At 66.7% G+C, this 21,268-nt stretch carries 21 protein-coding genes; 11 read left to right on the forward strand and 10 right to left on the reverse strand.

Annotation, left to right across the window (positions count from 1 at the left end; genetic code table 11):
• The 4 genes from glnA (at position 1) to OXR00_RS10145 (ending at position 5,358) form a co-directional block, all read left to right on the forward strand.
• Positions 1-1,413, forward strand: a complete 1,413-nt coding sequence (glnA, locus tag OXR00_RS10130; protein WP_242149284.1) for a type I glutamate--ammonia ligase — start codon at positions 1-3, stop codon at positions 1,411-1,413.
• Between the two features lie 235 nt (positions 1,414-1,648).
• Positions 1,649-2,389 carry a potassium channel family protein gene (locus OXR00_RS10135; protein WP_267388117.1) on the forward strand — a complete coding sequence of 247 codons (741 nt, stop codon included), beginning with the start codon at positions 1,649-1,651 and terminating at the stop codon, positions 2,387-2,389.
• Positions 2,390-2,407: 18 nt separating this feature from the next.
• Complete coding sequence (locus tag OXR00_RS10140) at positions 2,408-4,618, forward strand: VacB/RNase II family 3'-5' exoribonuclease (protein WP_267388118.1); 2,211 nt, start codon at positions 2,408-2,410, stop codon at positions 4,616-4,618.
• The gene (locus tag OXR00_RS10145) at positions 4,618-5,358 is read left to right on the forward strand and encodes a 16S rRNA (uracil(1498)-N(3))-methyltransferase (protein WP_267388119.1); all 741 of its coding nucleotides are present in this window, start codon (positions 4,618-4,620) and stop codon (positions 5,356-5,358) included. Before OXR00_RS10140 ends, OXR00_RS10145 begins: the two co-directional genes overlap by 1 nt.
• A gap of 90 nt (positions 5,359-5,448) precedes the next feature.
• Here OXR00_RS10145 and OXR00_RS10150 read toward each other — a convergent pair whose 3' ends face one another.
• The 3 genes from OXR00_RS10150 to hrcA are packed head-to-tail and all read right to left on the reverse strand — an operon-like array spanning position 5,449 to position 8,305.
• Positions 5,449-6,678 (reverse strand): threonine synthase, encoded by a 1,230-nt coding sequence (locus OXR00_RS10150; protein WP_267388120.1) that lies wholly within the window; start codon positions 6,676-6,678, stop codon positions 5,449-5,451.
• 22 nt (positions 6,679-6,700) lie between these two features.
• Positions 6,701-7,243 (reverse strand): nucleotide exchange factor GrpE, encoded by a 543-nt coding sequence (gene grpE, locus OXR00_RS10155; RefSeq protein ID WP_267388201.1) that lies wholly within the window; start codon positions 7,241-7,243, stop codon positions 6,701-6,703.
• Between the two features lie 18 nt (positions 7,244-7,261).
• The gene (gene hrcA, locus OXR00_RS10160; RefSeq protein WP_267388202.1) at positions 7,262-8,305 is read right to left on the reverse strand and encodes a heat-inducible transcriptional repressor HrcA; all 1,044 of its coding nucleotides are present in this window, start codon (positions 8,303-8,305) and stop codon (positions 7,262-7,264) included.
• 133 nt (positions 8,306-8,438) lie between these two features.
• Here hrcA and rph point away from each other — a divergent pair, with 133 nt between their 5' ends.
• The 3 genes from rph to OXR00_RS10175 are packed head-to-tail and all read left to right on the forward strand — an operon-like array spanning position 8,439 to position 10,651.
• Positions 8,439-9,155, forward strand: a complete 717-nt coding sequence (gene rph, locus OXR00_RS10165) for a ribonuclease PH (protein WP_267388121.1) — start codon at positions 8,439-8,441, stop codon at positions 9,153-9,155.
• Entirely contained in the window at positions 9,152-9,784 is a 633-nt protein-coding gene (gene rdgB / locus OXR00_RS10170; protein ID WP_267388122.1) for an RdgB/HAM1 family non-canonical purine NTP pyrophosphatase, read from the forward strand. Before rph ends, rdgB begins: the two co-directional genes overlap by 4 nt.
• Positions 9,785-9,829: 45 nt before the next feature.
• Positions 9,830-10,651, forward strand: coding sequence for a hypothetical protein (locus OXR00_RS10175; RefSeq protein ID WP_267388123.1), 822 nt, complete (start codon positions 9,830-9,832; stop codon positions 10,649-10,651).
• 53 nt (positions 10,652-10,704) lie between these two features.
• Here the strand turns inward: OXR00_RS10175 and OXR00_RS10180 are convergent, their stop codons facing one another.
• A complete protein-coding gene (locus tag OXR00_RS10180) occupies positions 10,705-12,486 on the reverse strand; it encodes an ABC-F family ATP-binding cassette domain-containing protein (protein WP_267388124.1) in 1,782 nt (593 codons plus the stop codon).
• Positions 12,487-12,865: 379 nt separating this feature from the next.
• On the opposite strand from OXR00_RS10180, the gene OXR00_RS10185 reads away from it, so the two are divergent.
• The 4 genes from OXR00_RS10185 (at position 12,866) to OXR00_RS10200 (ending at position 15,982) form a co-directional block, all read left to right on the forward strand.
• On the forward strand, positions 12,866-13,165 hold the full coding sequence (locus OXR00_RS10185) for a hypothetical protein (protein WP_242149261.1): 300 nt from the start codon (positions 12,866-12,868) through the stop codon (positions 13,163-13,165).
• 34 nt (positions 13,166-13,199) lie between these two features.
• The gene (locus tag OXR00_RS10190) at positions 13,200-13,865 is read left to right on the forward strand and encodes a response regulator transcription factor (RefSeq protein ID WP_242149259.1); all 666 of its coding nucleotides are present in this window, start codon (positions 13,200-13,202) and stop codon (positions 13,863-13,865) included.
• 74 nt (positions 13,866-13,939) lie between these two features.
• Positions 13,940-15,322, forward strand: coding sequence for an ATP-binding protein (locus tag OXR00_RS10195; RefSeq protein WP_242149256.1), 1,383 nt, complete (start codon positions 13,940-13,942; stop codon positions 15,320-15,322).
• A 9-nt stretch (positions 15,323-15,331) separates the two neighbouring features.
• Positions 15,332-15,982 carry an HAD-IA family hydrolase gene (locus tag OXR00_RS10200; RefSeq protein WP_267388125.1) on the forward strand — a complete coding sequence of 217 codons (651 nt, stop codon included), beginning with the start codon at positions 15,332-15,334 and terminating at the stop codon, positions 15,980-15,982.
• 94 nt (positions 15,983-16,076) lie between these two features.
• On the opposite strand, the gene OXR00_RS10205 is transcribed toward OXR00_RS10200, so the two are convergent.
• The 6 genes from OXR00_RS10205 to OXR00_RS10230 form a co-directional block, all read right to left on the reverse strand.
• On the reverse strand, positions 16,077-17,084 hold the full coding sequence (locus OXR00_RS10205; RefSeq protein ID WP_267388126.1) for an LLM class flavin-dependent oxidoreductase: 1,008 nt from the start codon (positions 17,082-17,084) through the stop codon (positions 16,077-16,079).
• 180 nt (positions 17,085-17,264) lie between these two features.
• Positions 17,265-17,939 (reverse strand): DUF1013 domain-containing protein, encoded by a 675-nt coding sequence (locus OXR00_RS10210; protein WP_267388127.1) that lies wholly within the window; start codon positions 17,937-17,939, stop codon positions 17,265-17,267.
• Between the two features lie 113 nt (positions 17,940-18,052).
• Positions 18,053-19,081 (reverse strand): glycosyltransferase family 1 protein, encoded by a 1,029-nt coding sequence (locus OXR00_RS10215; RefSeq protein WP_267388128.1) that lies wholly within the window; start codon positions 19,079-19,081, stop codon positions 18,053-18,055.
• A 5-nt stretch (positions 19,082-19,086) separates the two neighbouring features.
• Positions 19,087-20,001, reverse strand: a complete 915-nt coding sequence (locus OXR00_RS10220) for a UDP-2,3-diacylglucosamine diphosphatase (protein ID WP_267388129.1) — start codon at positions 19,999-20,001, stop codon at positions 19,087-19,089.
• An 85-nt stretch (positions 20,002-20,086) separates the two neighbouring features.
• Complete coding sequence (locus tag OXR00_RS10225) at positions 20,087-20,707, reverse strand: glutathione S-transferase family protein (protein ID WP_267388130.1); 621 nt, start codon at positions 20,705-20,707, stop codon at positions 20,087-20,089.
• Positions 20,704-21,264: a hypothetical protein gene (locus tag OXR00_RS10230; protein ID WP_267388131.1), complete on the reverse strand. Its 561-nt coding sequence runs from the start codon at positions 21,262-21,264 to the stop codon at positions 20,704-20,706. Before OXR00_RS10230 ends, OXR00_RS10225 begins: the two co-directional genes overlap by 4 nt.
• Positions 21,265-21,268 lie beyond the last annotated feature (4 nt).

The raw sequence follows: 21,268 nt of genomic DNA on the forward strand, positions 1-21,268 counted from the left end.
ATGGCGAATTCCGCAAACGACGTCCTGAAGATGATCAAGGACCAGGAGATCGAGTGGGTCGATGTCCGTTTCACCGACCCTAAAGGTGCCTGGCACCACCTGACGATGTGCGCGAGCGTCATCGGCGAGAACGAGCTGACCGACGGCCTCATGTTCGACGGCTCCTCGATCGAGGGCTGGAAGGAGATCAACGAATCGGACATGATCCTGAAGCCGGATCTCGACGCGGTTTACGTCGATCCGTTCTCGGCGACGCCGATGCTGATCGTGGTGTGCGACATCGTCGAACCGTCGGATGGTTCGCTCTACACGCGCGATCCGCGTTCGACCGCGAAGCGTGCCGAGGCGTATGTCAAGGAAACCGGCCTCGGCGACACGATCTATGTCGGCCCTGAGCCCGAGTTCTTTATGTTCGACAGCGTGCAGTTCGACACGACCTATGCCGGCAGCTTCTACAAGGTCGACGACACCGAACTGCCGACCAACACCGGCACCAGCTACGAGAGCGGCAACCTCGGCCACCGTCCGCGTGCCAAGGGCGGTTACTTCCCGGTCGGCCCGGTCGACGTCACCACCGATATCCGTGCGGAAATGGTTTCGACGCTGATCGAGATGGGCCTGCCGATGGACAAGCACCATCACGAGGTGGCCGGTGGTCAGCATGAGCTGGGCCTCACCTTCGGCAAGCTGGTCGAGACGTGCGACCGCATCCAGATCTACAAGTATGTCGTGAAGATGGTCGCGCAGGCTTACGGCAAGACCGCGACGTTCATGCCCAAGCCGATCAAGATGGACAACGGCTCCGGCATGCACGTCCATATGTCGATCTGGAACAAGGGCGAAAATACGTTTGCCGGCAACGGCTATGCCGGCCTGTCGGACACCTGCCTGTACTTCATCGGCGGCGTCATCAAGCATGCCAAGGCCATCAACGCCTTCACCAACCCGACCACCAACAGCTACAAGCGGCTGGTGCCGGGCTTTGAGGCGCCGGTGCTGCTCGCCTATTCGGCGCGCAACCGCTCGGCATCGTGCCGCATTCCCTACGGTGCCGGCACCAAGTCGAAGCGTGTCGAGTTCCGCTTCCCCGATCCGCTCGCCAACGCCTATCTCGGCACCTCGGCGCTGCTGATGGCGGGCCTCGACGGCATCCAGAACAAGATCCATCCCGGTGAGGCGATGGACAAGAACCTGTACGATCTGCCGCCGGCCGAACTGTCGCTGGTGCCGACCGTGTGCGGCTCGCTGCGCGAAGCACTCGAGAGCCTCGCCGCCGACCATGAGTTCCTTCTCAAGGGCGGCGTGTTCACGCAGGACCAGATCGACGCGTACATGGAACTGAAGTGGGCAGAGGTGTATCGCTGGGAGATGCAGCCGAGCCCGGTCGAGTTCGATATGTATTACAGCGCCTGAGGTGAACGTGAGGCGCGGAGCGATCCGCGCCGATCCGCAAAGCGGACGCGTTCGCTCGGCCAGGCTCGCGTAGCGACGAGCGACGACGCGAGCTTTGCCCACGTCGGGCCCACAACAGACAGGGCGCCCGGAGCAATTCGGGCGCCCTTTCTGTTGCGCGCGCGCCACCTCGTTCATCTGCGGTTCGCCACGCCTGGCGGATAGCGCCAGCGCGCCACTGCCCGAGGAACCCCGCTTGCCCGCTCTCGCGCCACCCCCACCGGACGCCACCGCCCCGCTTCCCCATGCCGATCGTGCGATGACCGCGCTGCTCATCGTGCAAGTGGTGACCTTGTTCATCGCAATCCCGTTGTCGGGCCAGCACCCAGCCCTGCATGTCGTGCTGGACGCCGGGCATCTGGTCTTCGCAGCCGTCTCGGTCGCGGTGCTGGCGCACAACCGGATGACGCAAGGCATATTGCTGGCGGCACTCGCGCTGCTCGCGGTCGGGCCGATCGTCGGCGAGCACGCGATGGGGATCGGCGCGACGCCGATGCATGCCGTCATCGCGCTGACCGCATTCGTGTTCAACGCGATGGTGACGGCGCTGATCGCGCGGCACGCGTTCGGCCCTGGCCGGGTGACGGCGCATCGGCTACGCGGCGCGGTGCTGGTGTACCTCAACGTCGCGTCGCTGTTCGCGATCGCCTATGCGTTGATCGACGCGCATGCGCCGGGCGGGATCGTCATGGCGGACGGGCACGTCTTCGCGGCGGGGCCGGGCGAGCGCACCGCCGCGCTGACGTATTTCAGCCTCACCACGATCACCACCAGCGGCTATGGCGATATCGTGCCGGTGCACCCGCTGGCGCGCAGCCTCGCCAATCTGGAGTCGGTGTTCGGCCACCTGTTCCCCGCGACGTTGCTGGCGCGGCTGGTGGCGCAGCATCTCGCGCACTCGGATGGGTCGGACGGAAAAGGTGACGCGGGCGCCTAAGCACCCTATCTCCGCTAGATGCCCAAACGCCCTACCCCCGGCCTGCCCACGCGCGAGCAGATCCTCGACTTCATTACCACCTCGCCCACGCCCGCCGGCAAGCGCGAGATCGCGCGCGCCTTCGGCCTGTCGGCGCAGGACAAGATTGCGCTGAAGGCGCTGCTCAAGGACATGGCCGACGAAGGCCTGATCGACAGCGCACCGGGTCGCGCCTTCCACAAACTCGGTGGCTTGCCCAAGGTGACGGTGTTGCGCATCGCCGATGTCGATGACGGCGGCAACGTGTGGGCGGTGCCGGAGAAGTGGGAGGCGGAGACGCCCGCCCCCCGGCTGCGCGTGCGCGAACGCAAGAACGGCGCGCTCGCGGTGGGCGATCGCGTGCTGGCGCGGACCGAGGAAGCGGGGAACGGCTGGATCGCACACCCGATGAAAAGCCTGGCGCGCGGTGAGGAACTGATCCTCGGCGTGCTGCATGAGGAAAACGGCAAGCTCTGGCTGCAAGGCGTCGAGAAGAAGGAGCGGCGCGAGTTTCAGGTGTCCGACGCAGGCGGTGCCAAGCCCGGCGATCTCGTGCTGGCGGAGAAAGCTGGGCGCCCACCGCGCATCACCGCGCGCGTGACCGAGGTGCTCGGCGATCCGTTTGCGCCGCGCAGTTTCTCGATGATCGCGATCCACAAGCTCGGCATCCCGACCGTGTTCGCGCCCGAGGCGATCGAGGAAGCGCACCGCGTTGCCGCGCAGCCTCTCGGGGACGGCCGCGAAGACCTCCGCCACCTGCCGATCGTCGCGATCGACCCCGCCGACGCGCGCGACCATGACGACGCGGTGTGGGCCGCCCCCGATGACGATCCCGCCAATCCCGGCGGCTGGCAGGCGATCGTCGCGATCGCCGACGTCAGCTTCTACGTGCGGCCGGGTGCAGCGATCGACAAGGAAGCGCGGCGGCGCGGCAACAGTGCGTATTTCCCCGATCGCGTCGTGCCGATGCTGCCGGAGGAACTGTCCGCCGATATCTGTTCGCTGAAGGAGGGTGTCGATCGCGCCGCGCTGGTCTGCCACTTGCGCATCGCTGCGAACGGCACGCTGTCGACGTGGCGCTTCACGCGCGCGGTGATCCGGGTGGTCGCCAATATCGCCTATGAGGATGCGCAGGCGAGCATCGACGCGGCGCGCGAAGACGATGCGTTGCTGCCGATCCTGACGCCGCTGTGGGGCTGCTGGAAAGCGCTGTCCAAGGCGCGGGCGGCGCGTGCGCCGCTCGATCTCGATCTGCCCGAACGGCGCGTGATGCTAGACGAGAAGGGCCGCATCCTCTCGGTCGCACCGCGCGAACGGCTCGATGCGCATATGCTGATCGAGGATTATATGATCGCCGCCAACGTCGCCGCCGCCAAGGCGCTGGAGGCGAAGAAGGCACCCGTCATGTACCGCGTGCACGAACCGCCCAGCCGCGAGAAGCTGATCGCGCTCAAGGATTACCTCAAGACCTTCGGCGTCGAGTTCGCGCTTGGGCAGGTGATCCGACCGGGCACGTTCAACCACATCCTCGAGAAAGTCGGCGAGGTCGATTTCCGCCCGCAGATCATGGAGCAGGTGCTGCGTACGCAGACGCAGGCCTATTATGCACCCGACAATCACGGGCATTTCGGGTTGGCGCTCGGCAGTTACGCGCACTTTACCTCGCCGATCCGCCGCTATGCCGATCTGCTCGTGCACCGGTCACTGGTCGATGCGTACAAGCTCGGCGATGGCGGGCTGACTGCAGGCGAGGCGGCGGCGATGGAGAAGATCGGCCAGTCGATCTCGATGCTGGAACGCCGCGCGATGGAGGCGGAACGCGACACGATCGACCGCTATGTCGCGGCGTTCCTCGCCACCCGCATCGGCGAGGTGGTCGACGTGCGCATCACCGGCGTGGCGAGCTTCGGCTTCTTCGCAAGCGTCGAGGGGATCGGCGGCGATGGGCTGATGCCGGTGCGCGACATTGGCCGCGAATATTTCCGCTATGACGAGGCGGGGCGGCGGCTGGTCGGCGAGGAGACCGGCACCGAATATGCCAGCGGCATGCGGCTGCAACTCCGGCTGGCGGAATCGAACCCGGTATCGGGCGCGTTGCGTTTCGAGATGGTCGAGGGCGCGAGCCGCCCTGCCCCCGAACCCCGCCAGACCCGCGTTATCAAGAAGCGCGGGCGACCGGCGAACATCCGCCACCAGGGCAAGAAACGCTGATGGTCGCCACTCCGGCGTGGCCGCCGCAATCGACGCCGCGGCTGTTCGTCGCCGCGCCGCTTGGGCCGGGACAGGTGCGGATCGAGGGGCCGCAGGCGCATTACCTCATCTCGGTGATGCGAACCAAGGTGGGTGATCCGGTCAAGCTGTTCGATGGCGTTTCGGGCGAGTGGCTGGGAGTGGCGAATACCGTCGGCAAGCGTGACCTGATCCTCGACGTGACCGAGCAGTTGCGCCCGCGCGAGCATGTGCCGGATCTGTGGCTGTGCGCCGCCCCGCTGAAAAAGGGGCGGGTCGACTGGCTGGTAGAAAAGGCGTGCGAGTTGGGGGTGGCGCGGTTGGTGCCGACGCTTACGCGCCGCACGGTGGTGGACCGACTGAATCTCGAACGCTTGCAGGCGCATATGATCGAGGCGGCGGAGCAATGCGGGCGCACCGCCGTCCCAGAGCTTGCCGAGCCGGTGAAGCTGGCGGCGCTGCTGCGCGACTGGCCGGCGGGGCGGACGCTGTATTTCGCGGACGAGGCGGGCGGCGTGCCGGCGCTGGCGGCGATGCGGGATGGGCCGGCAGCGGCGGCGATCCTGATCGGGCCGGAGGGTGGCTTCGACGATGCCGAGCGCGACGCGATCCGCGCGATGCCGGGCGCGGTGGGCGTGACGCTCGGCCCGCGCATCCTTCGTGCCGACACCGCGGCGGCGGCGGCGGTGAGCCTATGGATGGCGGCGCGCGGCGACTGGTAGCGTCGCAAATCGTCAGGCTATGCATCAAAAAACGCGGCCTACGCGCCAGCAACGTCTGCCGAGCGCGCGGCTACGCACCGCCACCGCAGGCTATAGCGTGGCGAGATCGATCGGCTGATGCCGGTCGAGTGTCTTGCTCGCATCCGGCATCGGATATTTCAGCCCGGTCGCGCAGTTGAACAGCACCGCGCTTTCCTCCTCATCGATCAGCCCGAGCCGCAACGCCTCACGATAGGCGGCGAGCGTCGCGCCGCCTTCTGGGCAAAGCAGCAGGCCGTCCTTGCGCGCGGCATCGTCGACCGCGCGCAGGATCGCCGGGTCGCCCACCGCCATCGCCTGCCCGCCGCTTTCGCGCACCGCGCGCAGGATGAGGAAATCGCCGACCGCGCGCGGTACGCGGATGCCGGCCGCCACGGTGGAGGCATCCTCCCAACGCTCGGCATGTTCGACGCCGGCTTCGAACGCACGGACGATCGGCGCGCAGCCGCTCGCCTGGATCGCGAACATCTTGGGGCGCTTCGGGCCGATCCAGCCGAGCGCTTCCATCTCGGCAAACGCCTTCCACATGCCGATCAGGCCGGTGCCGCCGCCGGTGGGATAGAAGATCGCATCGGGCAGCTCCCAGCGGAGTTGCGCGGCGAGCTCGAGGCCCATCGTCTTCTTGCCTTCGATGCGATACGGCTCCTTGAGGGTCGAGAAGTCGAACCAGCGCCCCTCCGCCGCGCCACGCGCGACGATCGCGCCGCAATCGTCGATCAGGCCGTTGACGCGGTACACGCGCGCGCCCTGCATCGCGATCTCACGGACGTTGATCTCGGGCGTATCGTCCGGGCACAGCACGATCGTTTCGATCCCGCAGCGCGTAGCGTAGGCGGCGAGCGCGGCACCGGCGTTGCCGTTGGTCGGCATCGCGATCTTGGTGACGCCGAGCGCCTTCGCCATCGATACCGCCATGACGAGGCCGCGCGCCTTGAACGATCCGGTCGGCAAGCGCCCCTCGTCCTTGACCAGCACGTTCGGCCCGCCGGATTTGGCGAGCGGGATCAGCGGCGTCTCGATCTCGCCCAGGCTGACAATATCGCGCGGGTGCCGCACCGGCAGCAATTCGCGCCACCGCCACAGATCGGTCGGCCGCGCCTCCACCATCGCGCGCGGCGCGGCGGCGCGGACGCCGTCAAGATCATAGCGCACCAGCAGCGGCTTGCCCGCGCGGGACAGGCCGTGAAGCTGGTCCGCCTCGTAGCGTTCCCCCGTCATCGAACATTCGAGATGGGTGACGAAGCTCGGCCGCTCGGCGACCAGATTTGGGTTGGGATTCACTGGTCGCCGATCTGAATAGAGGTTAACCCGCCTTCGCCACCGCGACCAGCGCCGGGCGGAGCAGGCGGTCCTTGATGACGTAGCCGGCCTGCATCTCCTGCACGACGGTGCCCGGCTCCTTGTCGCTCGGCATTTCGAGCATCGCCTGGTGGAAGTTGGGGTCGAGCTTCTCGCCCATCGCAACGATCTTCTTGATGCCGTGGCGCTGAAACACCGATTCCAGCTCGCGGCCGGTCGCCTCCAGGCCAGTCACCAGCGCCTTGAACTTGTCGTCCGCGCGCAGTTCGGCGGGGATCGTCGCCAGACCCCGTTCGAGATTGTCGGCAACCGACAGCAGATCGCGCGCAAACGAGGTGGCGGCATAGGCGCGCGCGTCGGCGGCTTCCTTCTCGGCGCGGCGGCGGACGTTCTGCGCCTCGGCATGGGCATAGAGCACCGCCTTCTTGGCCTCGGCAAGTTCGGCCTCTAGCGCGTTCGTGCGATCATGCTCGGCGAGTTCGGGCGACGCCTCGGCGGTTTCCTCGCGCAGATCGGCGGCGGCTTCGGTGGCGTTTTCTTCGATCATCATACAGTCCCGGTTACTTTAACCCATGAGCCGCGCGAGTGTCGCGGCAGTGAAATCAACCATGGGGACAACGCGCGCATAGTTCAACCGAGTCGGGCCGATCACGCCCACGACCCCGACCACGCGACCGTCCAATCCCCGAAACGGCTTGGCGATCACCGACGAGCCCGACAGCGAGAACAGCTTGTTCTCCGCCCCGATGAAGATGCGCGTCGCGTCACCCGCGCTGGCGCTGTCGAGCAGCCGAGCAATCTCCTGCTTGCCCTCCAGATCATCGAGCAGATCGCTGATCCGTTCGAGATCGGCAGCGGCGGCGGCATCGATCAGCCGGCCCTGCCCGCGCACGATCAGCACCGGACGGCGGTCGCCATCCTCGCTCCACACCGCCAGCCCCTGTTCGATCAGCGCACGCGCGGCACCGTCGACCAGCGCGCGTTCCTCCGCCATCTCGCGCTCGATGCGCTGGCGTGCCTCGCCGAGGGTAAGGCCGCCGAGCATAGCGGTCATGTAATTGCCCGCCTCGATCAGCGCCGGGATCGACACGCCCGGCGGCAGTTCGACCACCCGGTTCTCCACCGATCCGTCTGCGCCGACCAGCACTGCGAGAGCCTTTTCGGCCGACAGCGGCACGAAACTCATCTGGCGCAGCACCAGCTCGCGCTTGGGTACCAGCACCAGCCCCGCGCATGCCGACAGGCCGGACAGCGCGGCGGTGGTGGCGGCGAGCGCCTCCTCGACCGGTCCGGCCTGCTGAATACGCGATTCAATCGCCGCACGCTCCTCGGCCGAGGGTTCCATCGCGTGCATCATGCCGTCGACGAACAGCCGCAAGCCCGTTTCGGTCGGCATCCGCCCCGCGCTGGTGTGCGGCGCGGCGAGCAGGCCGGCCTCCTCCAGATCCTGCATCACGTTGCGGATCGAGGCGGGCGACAGGTTGAGGCCGGAGAGGTGCGCGATGGTGCGCGACCCGATCGGCGCGCCGGTGTTGAGATAGCTTTCCACCACCACGCGGAAGACGTCGCGGGCGCGATCGTTCAGGTCGGTGAGCGGGGCGGCGGGCATGGTGGCTATGTGGGGTAGGATCGCGCGCCGCTCAACCGGCAAAGTCATCCGGACGAAGCGTGGCGCAAGAAGGGGTGACACGCTCCCGGCGCAGCGATACGGCTTGCCCCAGCTTTTTTAACGGAGAATATTCATGCGCCCATCCGGCCGCACCCCAGACCAGATGCGCGCGATCACGATCGAACCGCGCTTCACCAAACACGCCGAAGGGTCGGTGCTAATCGGCTTCGGCGAGACCAAGGTGCTGGTCACGGCCTCGGTCGAGGAGAAGGTGCCGCCGTTCCTGCGCGGGCGCGGCGAAGGCTGGGTGACGGCGGAATACGGCATGTTGCCGCGTGCGACGCACACCCGCGGTAGCCGCGAAGCGGCGAAGGGCAAGCAGTCCGGGCGCACGCAGGAAATCCAGCGGCTGATCGGGCGGTCGCTGCGGGCCGTCACCGACCTCAAGCTGCTCGGCGAACGTCAGATCGTGCTCGATTGCGACGTGATCCAGGCCGATGGCGGCACGCGCACCGCCTCGATCTCGGGCGCGTGGGTGGCGCTGCGGCTCGCGATCGATGGACTGCTGGCGCAAGGGAAACTCACCGCCGACCCGCTGACTCAGAAGGTCGCGGCGATTTCGTGCGGGATCTATAACGGCACGCCGGTGCTCGACCTCGATTACGACGAGGATTCGAACGCCGACGCGGACGCCAATTTCGTGCTGCTCGAAGGCGGCAACATCGCCGAGGTGCAGGCGACGGCGGAGGGCGCGACCTATGACGAGGAGGCGCTGCTCCGGCTGTTGCGGCTGGCGCGCATGGGCTGCGCGGATATCTTCGCGGCACAGGCGCGCGCGGTGGCGAAATGACGGACGAGGTGGTGCCACAGGCGATCCGCAAGCTCGCCCCCGGCAAGCTCGTCATCGCCAGCCACAACGAGGGCAAGGTGCGCGAGATCCGCGCGCTGCTCGCGCCCTATGGCATCGACGCGGTGTCGGCGAAGGAGCTCGACCTGCCCGAGCCGGAGGAGACCGGCACCACCTTCGTCGCCAATGCCGAACTGAAGGCGCTCACCGCCGCCGATCTGTCCGGCCTGCCCGCGCTCGCCGACGACAGCGGGCTGTGCGTGGATGCGCTGGGTGGCGACCCCGGCGTCTACACCGCCAACTGGGCGGAAACGCCGACCGGGCGCGACTGGGCGCTGGCGATGCAAAAGGTCGAGGATGCGCTGGCCGCCAAGGGGCCGGATGCCTCGCGCGACGCGCATTTCGTCTGCACGCTGGCGCTGGCGTGGCCCGACGGCCACGTCCAGTGGTTCGAGGGCCGCGCGGAGGGGCACCTGACCTGGCCACCGCGCGGGCGCATCGGGTTCGGCTACGATCCGGTGTTCGTGCCGTTCGGCCGCGAGGAGACGTTCGCGGAACTGCCGGCGGAGGAGAAGGCCGCAATCAGCCACCGCGCGGATGCGTTCCGGCAGTTGGTGGCGGCGGTGTTCTAGAGGCAAGACTTTCGGGGTTACACGTCCGGCTGAGGGGAGATTAGCGTGCTGATGACGATCATGCTGGCTGTGACCGCCGCTCAGGCTCTCGCCAGTCCTCCTGCTCCTGCGCCGAGCGTCGAACCATCCCCCGCCGCACCGTCCGACGAACAGCGGATCGCACAGTCCTCCAGTCTCGGCCAGATCCTCTATGCGTTCGACCGGGCCGCATGGGTGAGCACCGACGCGCTGCGGGCGACCGCGCCGAAACAGCAGCTGACGGGTAGCGGCGGCTATATCGTCGAACCGATCGACATGCAGACATTGCACGTCACCTATTATCACGGCGACACGGCGCACGCGCAGGCATTCTTCGTCGCCGACGTCCGAAACGGCAAGGTCGAGCAGAAGACGCTGCTGGACCAGCCGGTTGCGCTCACGCCTCGGCAGCTCACGCTGGCGAAAGCGCGGGATATCGCTGCACAACGGGCAAAGGAGCGCGCGTACAAGCCCTGTACGCCATCACCGTTCAACACGGTCGTCCTGCCGTCACGCTCAGGCGGGCCAGTCGCGGTCTACCTTCTGTCGGCGCAGCAGGACGCGGGCACCTATCCCCTCGGCGGCAACTTTCGCGTCATCATCGGACCCGACGGACAGGTTCTCGCCTCGCGCCCCTATAGCGTCAGGTGCATCAACATGACCGCGCCCAAGTTACCCGCCGGCGCCAAGCCGGTCGGCTTTGTGGTCAACGACCTGCTTGATCCTGTCCCTACCGAAATACACGTCTTCGCTTCGTACAGCATGCACATGTCGATCTTCGTGACGACGCCCGATCACCGGCTGTGGAAAGTCCAAGGCGCCGCGATCACGCCCGTCGACCGTAAATAGGGTAGCCGCTGCCAACGTTGGAGCGGCCTACTGCGGCCAGCCTCATCGACTGCTCACCCTCCGACCATCTCCGCCAGTTCCAGCCAGCGCATTTCCGCTGTATCCTTATCCGCGCGGGCCTTGGCGACCGCCTTGGTCAGCATCTCGAATTTCGCAAAGTCCTTCGAGTACAGCGCCGGGTCCGCCAGCAGCGCCTCGTCTCGGGCAATCGCCGTGTCGAGTTCCTCTATGCGCTTGGGCAGCAGTTCGTAGTCGCGCTGGTCCTTGTAGGTGAGCTTGACCTTCGGCGTAGGCGGCGGCGGTGCGGTCGGCTGGACCTTGCGCGGATTCTCGCGCTTGCCACCGCGCGCCTTCTCGCGGCGCTGGCGCTCCCAATCCTCATAACCGCCCGCCACCACGTCGACCGTGCCCGAGCCGTCCAGCCCGAGCGTCACCGTGACGGTGCGGTCGAGGAAGTCGCGATCGTGGCTGACGATCAGCACGGTGCCGTCGAAATCGCCGATCACGTCCTGCAACAGATCGAGCGTTTCGAGGTCGAGATCATTGGTCGGCTCGTCCAGCACCAGCAGGTTGGACGGCCGCGCGAACTCGCGCGCCAGCAACAGGCGCGAGCGTTCGCCGCCCGACAGCGTGCCGATCTTCGCGTCGATCATATGGCCGTCGAACAGGAAGTCCTTGAGATAGCCGATGACGTGCTTGCGCACCCCCTGCACTTCCACCCAGTCGCCGCCATCGGCCAGCACATCGCGTACCGTCTTCTGCGGTTCCATCTTGATGCGCTGCTGATCGATCACGATCGCCTCGATCGTCTGCGCGAACTTGATGGTGCCGCTGTCCGGCTCCAGCGTGCCGGTAAGCAGCTTGATGAGCGTCGACTTGCCCGCGCCGTTCGCGCCGACGATGCCGATCCGGTCTTTCCGCGTGATGCGCAGCGTCAGGTCGTCGATGATGGTCCGGGCACCGAAACGCTTGGAGATATGCTTGGCGTCGATCACCACCTTGCTGCGCGCGTCGTCGGTGCCGATCGTCAGGTTGGCGGAGCCTTGCGGGCCGACCATCGCGGCGCGTTCGGCGCGCATCTCGATCAGCTTGGTGAGGCGGCCCTGGTTGCGCTTGCGCCGGCCGGTGACGCCGCGCAGCAGCCAATGTTCCTCCAGCTTGAGCCGGGCGTCGAGCCGCTGGGCGTTGCGTTCCTCATCGGCATAGACCTGTTCGGTCCACGCCTCGAACCCGCCGAAGCCGATCTCCGCACGCCGCATCGCCCCGCGGTCGAGCCACAGCGTCTGCTTGGTCAGGCGGGTGAGGAAGGTACGATCGTGGCTGATGACGACGAACGCGCCCCGGAAGCGGTTGAGCCATTCCTCCAGCCAGTCGATCGCGGCGATGTCGAGGTGGTTGGTCGGCTCGTCAAGCAGCAGCACGTCCGGGTCGAGCGCGAGCGCACGGACGATCGCGGCGCGGCGGCGCTCACCGCCCGAGGCGGAGGCGGATTCGCGGGAGAGGTCGATGCCGAGCTGATCGGCGATCGCGTCCGCTTCGTACTGCAAGGGCGGGTTGTCGCCGCCCATCACGTAATCGCCAAGCGTCGGGAAGGTGCGCAGGTCCGGTTCCTGTTCGAGCAGGACGACGCGGGTGCCGGGCACGATCGTGCGCCGCCCCTCGTCGCTGTCGATCACGCCGGCGAGCAGTTTGAGGAGGGTGGTCTTGCCGGCGCCGTTGCGGCCGATCAGTGCCAGCCGGTCACGCGGACCGACGTTGATGTCGAGCCCCCGGAACAACCAGCCGGAGCCTTGGATAACACCGAGATTTTCGTAAGCGAGGATGGGTGCGGGCATGGCGTGCGCCTAACGCTTTAGCGCAGCTAAAGCAAAGGCCGGCGCACGCCCGGCCGGCGGCGCCCAAGCGCCGTCCGACGACGCGGCTTTGCCGCGGCGCGACCTTCCCCTTCCCCCGTTCATCCCGAGCGAAGTCGAGGGACCGCCTGAAGCGCATGTGCCTCGACTTCGCTCGGCACGAACGGTTTGGGGGTGGTTCTTGTGGCTTGGGCATCACCTCATTCAAACCCGGCGCGGGAGTAAATCCCGCGTCGTCGGACGGGTTCGGCTGAGCCGACCCGCCGGCCGGCCTGGCGGCGTCTCGCGAGCAGCTTTGCTGTTCGCGTGCGCCGCCGGCTATTCACAGGCTGTTCAACGCGAGCCCCCTATGCGACACGCCATGAAGATGCTGTCCGCCTTGCTACTACCGCTGCTGCTTGCAGCGCCGCTCGCGTCTGCCGCGCCGGCGCAGCAGCGCGACCAGCAGCAGGCGTGGCGGCAGCGCCAGCAGGGCCGCATCCTCCCCTTGCGCGAAATCGAGGCGCGCGTGCTGCCGACGATGCGGGGCAGCCAGTACCTCGGTTTCGATTTCGAGGGGGAAAGCGGCGTTTACACGTTGAAGTTCCTGCGCGATGGCGTCGTCATCTGGGTCGATGTGGATGGCCGCTCCGGCCAAATCATCGGCCGCACCGGCCATTGAGCCTCAACCCGCTGACATTCCAAAGGGGACAGCAATGCGCGTTCTGATCGTCGAGGACGAACCCAATCTCGGCCAGCAGCTCAAGAATACGCTCGAGGGCGCAGGCTATGCGATCGACCTCGCCACAGACGGCGAGGAAGGGCTGTTTCTCGGCCAGACCGAGAATTACGACGCGGTGGTGCTCGATCTCGGCCTGCCCGAGATCGACGGGCTGACCGTCCTCGACCGCTGGCGCAAGGAGGGCAAGGTGATGCCCGTGCTGGTGCTGACCGCGCGCGACAGCTGGTCGGACAAGGTGGCCGGGCTGGACGCGGGTGCCGACGATTACGTCGCCAAGCCGTTCCAGTCCGAGGAACTGATCGCGCGCCTTCGTGCGCTGATCCGCCGCGCCTCGGGCAACGCCTCGTCCGAACTGATTGCGGGCGACGTGCGGCTCGATACGCGCAGCGGCAAGGTGACCCTGGCGGGCGAACCGGTGAAGCTGACCGCGCAGGAATACAAGCTGCTCAGCTACCTGCTCCACCACAAGGGCAAGGTGGTGAGCCGCACCGAGTTGATCGAGCATATCTACGATCAGGATTTCGATCGCGATTCCAACACGATCGAAGTTTTTGTGACGCGCATCCGCAAGAAACTCGGACAGGATGTCATCACCACGATACGGGGCCTCGGCTACAGCCTCGAAGAGCCAAAAGCGTAAGGCGACGCCGGGGTCATGGTCGGGCGTCCTCTCTTCTATCAGCCCCGGCGGTTGCCGTGTGAGGCGCCGACCGCATGAGCGATAACGCCGCCCCGCAGGATATCTCGCCGCCCAACCCGCGCGTGCGCACCACCGGCTCGCTGAGCCGGCGCATGATCGGCGTGGCGGCGGCGTGGATCCTGCTGCTGCTGTGCGGCGGCGGATATGCGCTCGACCGGGTGCTGACCGGTGCAGTCACCAAAAACTTCGACGATCAGCTCGAATATGTGCTCAACGCGCAGATCGTTTCGTCGGAGATCGCCGATGGTGAGGTGATCTTTAATCGGGCGGCCGCCGACCAGCGTTTTCTTGAACCCTATTCAGGTCTGTACTGGCAGGTCAGCGCAAAAGGGCACGAGCCGTTCGGTTCGCGTTCCTTGTGGGACCGACGTCTGGCTTATGGCGGTACGCACGAAGATCTTAGCGTTCACGTCTATGACAGCGCCCAATTTCCAGACGAAAAGCTTCGCATTGTCGAACGCGATGTGCAGATCCCCGGATCGCCGGTAAAATGGCGCTTCCAGGTCGCGCAAAGCCGCGCCGGGCTGAACGCGCAGATCAAGGTGTTGCGCTCGACGTTGCTCAAGAGCTTCGCACTGCTCGGCTTCGGGCTGATCGTGATGGCGGCGCTCCAGACCTTCTACGGGCTGTGGCCGCTTCGGAAAGTGCGCGAGGAGATCGCCCGGATGCGCGCGGGCAAAGCGCGTCAGATCGAGCGCGCGATGCCGATCGAGGTCGCGCCGATGGTCGAGGAGCTGAACGCGCTGATCGAGCATAACGAGAAACAGGCCGAGGAAGCGCGTCGTCATGCCGGCAACCTCGCGCACGCGTTGAAGACCCCGCTCACCGTCATCATGAACGCGGCGACCGCGCAGGCCGACGACCTCGGCGAGACAGTAGTGCGTGAGGCGCGGACGATGCGGCGGCAGGTCGACCATCACCTCGCACGCGCACGAGCTGTTGGCCGGCGCGGCTCCGCGCACAGCCGCGCGGATGTGTGGCCCAGTCTCGAATCGGTCGAACGTGCAGTGGCGCGGCTGTACCGCCATGTGCGGATCGACACCGACGGGCCAAAGGATTTGCAGGTTCATGTCGAACGGCAGGACCTCGACGAGATGCTTGGCAATCTGGTCGAGAACGCCGCGAAGTACGGCGGCGGCAGCGTGTTCGTGACGGTGAAGGCGCAGGCCGGCTTCGTCGAATTCCTGATCGAGGACGACGGCATGGGCATTCCCGAGGAACAGCGCGCGCGCATCTTCGATCGCGGCGTGCGGCTCGACAGCGGCAAGCCCGGGACGGGTCTCGGCATGGCGATCGTCCGTGATGTGGCGGAGATCTATGGCGGCACCGTCGCGCTGGAGGAAAGCGATGATCTCGGCGGGCTGCTGGTGCGGCTGCGGTTGCCGGCAGCGAACTAGGGGAATGGTGTGAGTGTTATCTACGGCCGCGCGTTTGCGGGGCTATTGTTCGACATGGACGGGACATTGCTGAGCAGCGTCGCCTCCGCCGAACGATGCTGGAGCCGCTGGGCACGGGACATCGGACTAGACCCGGCGGACGTGCTGGCGATCATGCATGGTGTCCGTGCGGTCGACACGATGCGACGACTGGGCGTTGCCAATCCCGAAGGCGAGGCAGCGCGGTTGACCGCGATTGAGATGGAGGATGTCGACGGCATCGTCGCGCTGCCCGGTGCGGTGACGTTCACCGCCGCGCTGCCGGCGAACCGCTGGGCGATCGTCACCTCGGCACCGCGTGAGCTTGCCGAGCGCCGGCTCGCCGCCGCCGGACTGACGCCGCCGGCCATATTCGTAACGGCGGGGGATATCACCCACGGCAAGCCAGCGCCGGACGGATATCTGCTTGCGGCGGAGCGGCTCGGCGTCGATCCGGCGGCATGTCTGGTGCTGGAGGACGCACCCGCAGGGATCGCCGCCGGACAAGCTGCTGGCGCTCACGTGCTGGTGTTGACCGCAACGCACGGCACCCCGCTGCAGACGGACTGCGTAATGGTGCCGGATTATGCCGGCCTGGCGCCGGTGGTGGAGGCCGAAGGCATACGCATCCAGATCGGCTGACTCTAGCGCCATTCATCCCAAACGGCGGCGAGGCGGCAATGCCGGGTGCCGGGCCCCCGCTTGACACGAAGGCTCGCGGTTCGTCGCCCCCAGATCAGGCGGCGACGCGTTCCGGCGTGAGCGACTGCATCGCGCTTGCAGCGATCTCAAGGCTATGTTTGCGGGCTCCGTGGTCGTGCATCATGCTGGTGAGCATGATCTCGTCGACGCCAGTCCGGTCGATGAACGCCGCGATGCCCCGCGCAACAGTCGCCTCGTTGCCGATTGCCGAGCATTGCAGCACATGGTCGAGCATCGCGTTGCCCTGCGCGCCGAGGCCAGCGCGATAGCCCTCGACCGGGCGTGGCAACAGGCCCGGTGTGCCCGTGCGCAACGCGATGAACGCCTGCTGCTGCGAGGAGGCGAGATACTCGGCCTCGGCATCGGTGTCAGCGGCGATCACGTTGAATCCGGCCACCAGATGCGGTTTGGCGAGCACGGCGGATGGTTTGAAATCACGGCGATAGATCGCGATCGCCTCCATCAACGCGTCGGGCGCAAAATGCGAAGCGAACGCGTAGGGAAGTCCAAGCATGGCGGCGAGTTGCGCGCCGAACGTACTGGAACCGAGGATCCATAGCGAAACGTCCGCGCCAGCACCCGGTGTCGCAGTGATGCCGGTCTGGCCGTCGTCCGCAAAATAGCTTTGTAGTTCGAGCACGTCGCGCGGGAAGGCGTTGGCGTCGCTGGTGAGCGTGCGGCGCATCGCACGGGCGACGCGCTGGTCGGAACCCGGCGCGCGGCCCAGACCAAGGTCGATACGGCCGGGGAACAGCGCATCGAGCGTTCCGAACTGCTCGGCAATGGCAAGCGGCGCGTGGTTCGGCAGCATGATGCCGCCTGCGCCAATGCGGATCGTCTTGGTAGCGGCGGCAACGTGGCCGAGCACGACCGATGTCGCCGCGCTGGCGATGCCGGGCATGCCGTGATGCTCGGCGGTCCAGTAGCGGGTGAAACCGAGCCGCTCGGCCGCCTGAGCGAGATCGGCGGCGTTGGCGAGGCTCTGCGCCACCGTGCCGCCAGCGACGACAGGGACGAGATCAAGGAGGGAATAAGCTGTCATGCACCCGATGTAGGCACACGGGCGGCCGCTTACCAGACCGAGCGGTACAAAATCGCTGTAGCGCTCTGGCGGTGCGTCGAGTGGTCGTTTTGCGCTCCGACAGTCGGAAGCGTGGCCGCCGTCCTGACACCTTCCTCCGGCGCAGGCCGGGGGAGGTGTCAGCGACGGATTTCTAGTGGTTTACCGACGGAACAGCGTCTCGGCAGTCGGTTCAGCCGGCGTGGTGCTGGCGCCCTCGCCGCTCTCAACGCGCGCGGCCTGCTCGCGCTGAGCGCGTAGTTCGGTGATAAGCGCCTCGCGGTCGCCCTCCAGACGCGTGTCGACCGGCGCTTCGATCCCGGCCGCCTTCGCTGCCTTAGCCACCGCCGCATCCAGCTCGCGCTGCGTGGTGAGGCCGAGCGTCACCGGGTCCTTCGGCGTGATGTTGGCGATATTCCAGTGGCTGCGGTCACGGATCGCGGCGATGGTAGTGCGGGTGGTGCCGATCAGCAGGCTGATCGCGCCGTCCGAGATTTCCGGGTGGTTACGGATGATCCAGGCGATGCCGTCGGGCTTGTCCGACCGCTTCGACACCGGCGTGTAGCGCGGCCCCTTGGTGCGGCGGACCTGCTCCGGCCCCTTCAACATGACGAGGCGATACTCGGGATCGGCCTGCCCCTTGTCGATCTCCTCCTGCGTCACTTCATGCGCGCGCACCGGATCGCGGCCGGTCAGCTTGGTCGCGGCGGTATCGTCGGCGATGGCCTGGATTTCCAGGATGTGCAGGCCGCAGAATTCGGCGATCTGCTCGAACGAAAGCGCGGTGTTGTCGACGAGCCAGGACGCGGTCGCGTGCGGCATGAGCGGCTGGGCCACGGGTCACTCCTTAAAACGGAAAGGGCCGCCCCTTTCGGAGCGGCCGCAATAATGAGGATGGCTTAATCCTATTGGCGCGCCGGAGCAAGCGCCGGCCGAAAAATCGCTCGCGCTTACGCGGCGATGGCTGCGTCGTCGAGCCCCACGGGCGCCAGCGCCTTCAAGAATTGGCGCGCGCTTGCCTCCCAGGTGAAGCTGCCTCCATACGCCGCGCAAGCCGCGCGATCGAGCGTCAGCGCCTGCGCGATCGCGGCGTCCAGGTCGTCGTCCATCACGCCGACGCCTGGCCTCAGCACGTCGAGCGGCCCGGTGACGGGGTACGCCGCTACCGGGGTGCCGCACGCCATCGCCTCGATCATCACCAGCCCGAATGTGTCGGTGCGGCTGGGGAAGACGAACACATCCGCCGCTGCATAAGCCGCAGCAAGTTCCGCGCCGAAGCGGGCGCCGAGGAAATGCGCCTCCGGAAAGCGTGCTTCCAGCGTGCCCCGCGCCGGACCGTCGCCGACGACGACCTTGGTGCCGGGATGCTCGGCGGTGAGAAACGCCTCCACGTTCTTCTCCACCGCGACACGGCCGACGTAGAGCAGGATCGGACCGGGCAGCGCGCGGATGGTCTGATCGGCCGCGGTCGCAGGCGAGAACAGCGACAGGTCGACACCGCGCCCCCATTCGCGGACGTTGTTGAGATCGTGGCTCTTGAGCGTCGCCTCGATCGAGGGTGTCGAGGCGAGGATCGCCTGCGCGGGCGCGTGGAACCAGCGGATGTAGCGCCAGACCCATTCCGGGTTCACGCCGGTGCGTGCCGAAACGTAATCTGGGAATTGCGTGTGATAGGCGGTGGTGAACGGGAACTTTTGGGACAGGCACCAGCGCCGCGCGGCAAGACACACCGGCCCTTCGGTGGCGAGGTGGATGGCGTGCGGGTTGAAGTCGGCCAGCATCTTGCCGACGCCCGACGTGCTGGCGAGCGCGAGGCGGATTTCCGGGTAGGTCGGGCACGGCAATGAGTAGAATTGATCGGGCGAGACCACGAGCACCTCATGCCCCTGGCGTTCCAGCTCGGCGCGGACCGATTGCAGCGTGCGCACGACCCCGTTGACCTGCGGGCTCCACGCATCAGTGGCGATCGCGATCCGCACCTGCGTCAGGCCGCCATCATCTCGATCTTCGCGGGTGCCGCCGCTTCCGCCTCGCGGGCAGTCCGGGCGGCGATCTCGTCGGCCCAGTGCAGCACTTCCATGCGGCCGTCGAAATGCTCGACCAGCGCGGTGCAGCCCTCCACCCAGTCGCCGTCGTTATAATATTGTACGCCGTTGATGTCGCGCATCTCGGCGGTGTGGATGTGGCCGCACACCACGCCATCGACGCCGCGCGCACCGGCCGCCTCGGCGATTACCTGCTCGTAGTTCGAGATGAATTCGACCGCGTTCTTCACCTTCGCCTTCGCATGTTTGGACAGCGACCAATATGGCATGTTGAACCGGCGGCGATAGGCATTCACCACCCGGTTCAGGGCCATCAGCGTTTCATAGGCGACGTCGCCGACATGCGCCAGCCATCTGTGCGCGAGCGTGATCGCGTCGAACTCGTCGCCGTGCAGCACCAGCAGGCGACGGCCGTCGGCGGTGGTGTGGATCGCTTTCCGCCGGATCGAGATGCCGCCGAAACTGAGACCCGAAAACTGGCGCATCACCTCGTCATGGTTTCCGGGGATGTAGACCACCTCGGTGCCGCGCTTAGCGCGTTTCAGCAGGCGCCACACCACGTCGTTGTGCGCGTCCGGCCAGTAGAACTTCTTCTTCAGGCGCCAGCCGTCGATGATGTCGCCGACCAGAAACAGCGTGTCGCTGTCGACGTGGTCGAGGAAGTCGATTAACATCTCGGCATTGCAGCCGCGCGTACCGAGATGGATATCGCTGATCCAGATCGTGCGGAAGCGCTGCCGCTCGGTCGGGCTGCGCTCGGGGATCGACGGCGTGGAATTGGCGAAATCGGCAAGGTCCGTGACGGCGCCGTCGCCGGGCAACAGGGTCATCGCGATTCTGGTGACGGCGTCCATACGGTCTCTCCCGGGTCCAGTCTGGGCTGGTCCGGGCTATGCCCGTGCAATGTTACAGCTTGTGTCCGCTGGCATGACATCTGCGTTACGCGGTGATGGCGATATGCCCCGGCTGCGCCGCCACCCGCGCCAGCCACGCCGTGGTCGCCGGATAGCGTGCGAGGTCCATCCCGCCCTCGCCAGCGACATGCGTGTAGGCGTAGAGCGCGATATCGGCGAGCGTGTAGCGACCGGCGGCGAACCAGTCCCGCGCGGCCAAATGCTCCTCCATCAACGCGAGCGCGGCGGCGGCGGCGGTTTCGCGCGCGGGGATCTGCTCGCGCTGCTGGGCGGTGAGGTTCGCCTCGCCCACCATAGCGCGCCAGAAGCGCAGCGTGGCGACGTTGGGTTCGTGGTTATACTGTTCCCAGAACATCCAGCGCAGCATGTCGGCATGGTCGAAGCGATCCTGCGGGATCAACGCCGAACCATGCGCGAGCCAGACGCAGGCTGCGTTGCTTTCGGGCAGGAACGTGTCGCCGATCTGGAGGACGGGGATGCGGCCGTTGGCGTTGACGGTGCCGAGAAAGCCGGGTGTGCGCGTTTCGCCCTTCAGGATATCATACTCACGCCGCTCGATCATCGCGCCGACATGCGCGGCGGTGAGGCGGATCTTGTAGCAGTTCCCCGAATTGGCATATTCGTGCAGGATCAGGTCGGTCATCATATCACCCCCTCGACGTCGCGCTTGCGGCGCGCCGCGCCGATCTCAAACCACCCCCAGCCGGCAAGCGCGATCGGCAATACCCAGCCCCAAACATGGCCCCACCATGCGAAGTGCTGCGACGCCAGCGGCACCGGCCCCGGCAGGTGCACCTTGCGCATGTAATCGTCGCTCACCGGCGCGTAGACGAATTCGCGCAGTGTCTCGTAATAGACGACATCGCCATCGTCCCTGCCGACCCAGTAGGGCGCGCCGAGGATGCTCGTCTCCATCACCGAATAGCCGAAATGCAACCGGTCGGGAGCCGCAAGCGGAGCGGATTGCGCGGGGCCCGCACCGCCGCGCTTGGACAGATGCACGCCGTACTGGTCAAGCGCGTCGGCATAGCCGGCCGGCGCGGCTGCGGTGGCGATGCTCGCGCCCGGCAGGATCAGCGCGCGACGGCCGAACGGCAGGCTGCGATCGGTCAACGCCAGCATGGCCAGCATGTAAAGCAGGATCACGCCGCCGATTCCCCATCGCCGATACCGATCGCGCACTACGATGGTATCGTCGGCCACGCCC

The sequence above is a fragment of the Sphingomonas sp. GC_Shp_3 genome (assembly GCF_026540945.1).
Lineage (GTDB): Bacteria > Pseudomonadota > Alphaproteobacteria > Sphingomonadales > Sphingomonadaceae > Sphingomonas.

Excerpts from the sequence above, each read along its gene's own strand:
- glnA (WP_242149284.1), top strand. The coding sequence starts at position 1 with ATGGCGAATTCCGCAAACGACGTCCTGAAGATGATCAAGGACCAGGAG.
- OXR00_RS10140 (WP_267388118.1), top strand. The coding sequence starts at position 2,408 with ATGCCCAAACGCCCTACCCCCGGCCTGCCCACGCGCGAGCAGATCCTC.
- OXR00_RS10145 (WP_267388119.1), top strand. The coding sequence starts at position 4,618 with ATGGTCGCCACTCCGGCGTGGCCGCCGCAATCGACGCCGCGGCTGTTC.
- grpE (WP_267388201.1), bottom strand. The coding sequence starts at position 7,243 with ATGATCGAAGAAAACGCCACCGAAGCCGCCGCCGATCTGCGCGAGGAA.
- hrcA (WP_267388202.1), bottom strand. The coding sequence starts at position 8,305 with ATGCCCGCCGCCCCGCTCACCGACCTGAACGATCGCGCCCGCGACGTC.
- rph (WP_267388121.1), top strand. The coding sequence starts at position 8,439 with ATGCGCCCATCCGGCCGCACCCCAGACCAGATGCGCGCGATCACGATC.
- rdgB (WP_267388122.1), top strand. The coding sequence starts at position 9,152 with ATGACGGACGAGGTGGTGCCACAGGCGATCCGCAAGCTCGCCCCCGGC.
- OXR00_RS10180 (WP_267388124.1), bottom strand. The coding sequence starts at position 12,486 with ATGCCCGCACCCATCCTCGCTTACGAAAATCTCGGTGTTATCCAAGGC.
- OXR00_RS10185 (WP_242149261.1), top strand. The coding sequence starts at position 12,866 with ATGAAGATGCTGTCCGCCTTGCTACTACCGCTGCTGCTTGCAGCGCCG.
- OXR00_RS10190 (WP_242149259.1), top strand. The coding sequence starts at position 13,200 with ATGCGCGTTCTGATCGTCGAGGACGAACCCAATCTCGGCCAGCAGCTC.
- OXR00_RS10195 (WP_242149256.1), top strand. The coding sequence starts at position 13,940 with ATGAGCGATAACGCCGCCCCGCAGGATATCTCGCCGCCCAACCCGCGC.
- OXR00_RS10205 (WP_267388126.1), bottom strand. The coding sequence starts at position 17,084 with ATGACAGCTTATTCCCTCCTTGATCTCGTCCCTGTCGTCGCTGGCGGC.
- OXR00_RS10220 (WP_267388129.1), bottom strand. The coding sequence starts at position 20,001 with ATGGACGCCGTCACCAGAATCGCGATGACCCTGTTGCCCGGCGACGGC.
- OXR00_RS10225 (WP_267388130.1), bottom strand. The coding sequence starts at position 20,707 with ATGATGACCGACCTGATCCTGCACGAATATGCCAATTCGGGGAACTGC.